The sequence below is a fragment of the Synechococcus sp. H60.1 genome (assembly GCF_047462335.1).
GTDB lineage: Bacteria > Cyanobacteriota > Cyanobacteriia > Thermostichales > Thermostichaceae > Thermostichus.
Window position 1 is genome coordinate 1 of the sequence record NZ_JANSJA010000145.1, and the last position, 882, is coordinate 882.

Annotated in this window: 2 protein-coding genes; both read right to left on the reverse strand. The window is 61.3% G+C overall.

The window, feature by feature from the left end:
- Positions 1–140: 140 nt before the first annotated feature.
- Positions 141–665, reverse strand: a complete 525-nt coding sequence (locus NW852_RS07555; protein WP_414370652.1) for a hypothetical protein — start codon at positions 663–665, stop codon at positions 141–143.
- Between the two features lie 14 nt (positions 666–679).
- The coding region (locus NW852_RS07560) for a hypothetical protein (RefSeq protein ID WP_414426607.1) at positions 680–882 on the reverse strand (203 nt) is incomplete at its 5' end.

Consider the following 882-nt stretch of genomic DNA (forward strand, 5'->3'; position numbering starts at 1 on the left):
TCTCTCCCAAGGCTGACCCGAACTCGACCCCTGATCTAGAGGGGGACGAGCAGAAATGAACTACCCCACCGCGTAGGCGGGTGGCGTTTCCTCACCCGCTTGACAGCAGAGCTTTTGTCTCTTCTTCTGCCCCAGTTGCTTCATGGATCCCGTGTACCGGGCGCCGACAACATCCGCTCCCAAAACTCCAGCTGCTCATGAGCCGGCGAGAAGGCCAGGCCGCTCAATTCCCACAACCGCTGCAGCGTCTGGCCGCAGTGGACGTGGAACAGACAGCGCACCACCCAACCCTTTAGCCGTACTCTCGCCTGAGGTTCGAGCCACAGCGCCGGGTGCTCGCGGTCATAAAACAAGCAGGGCTCTCCCCAACCCCACAGCTGCGGTGGTGGAGGATCGCTGCGGGCAAAACCATAGAGGGTAACTTTCAGGTTCAGATCCGTCTCACCAGGGTCGTAGTGCCGCCCCAGCTGGTGCAGCAGGTAAGCCAGGCAAAGCAGGGCTTCGCTGCGGCGGTCAAATTCAATACAGACGTTCTCCAGACCAAACTGCTGCCCGGGCCGGCGCGCTTGCAGGTGTCGTAGCGCCTGCGCAGCCCGCTCCTTGTCGTCATAAGCCACGACCGGCAGCCAAGTCTGGGGCGAGGTGTAGCGTACCAGAAGAACCAAAGGTAGAGGGCGATCTAGGGGCATGGAAACTTCGGTTTCCGTGCATCGGCGGCTCCTAAAGCATAACCCACCGCCGCCACGCCGCGGATATATTGCGCCAACCACAGGGCCAACAGAGGATCCAGGTGTTGACCACCTGCATGGGAATTGGGAGGATCTTCCGATATGGTTGCCGGACGCCGCAACTGCTCGCGCTGCACCCGGATGGGATCCCTGG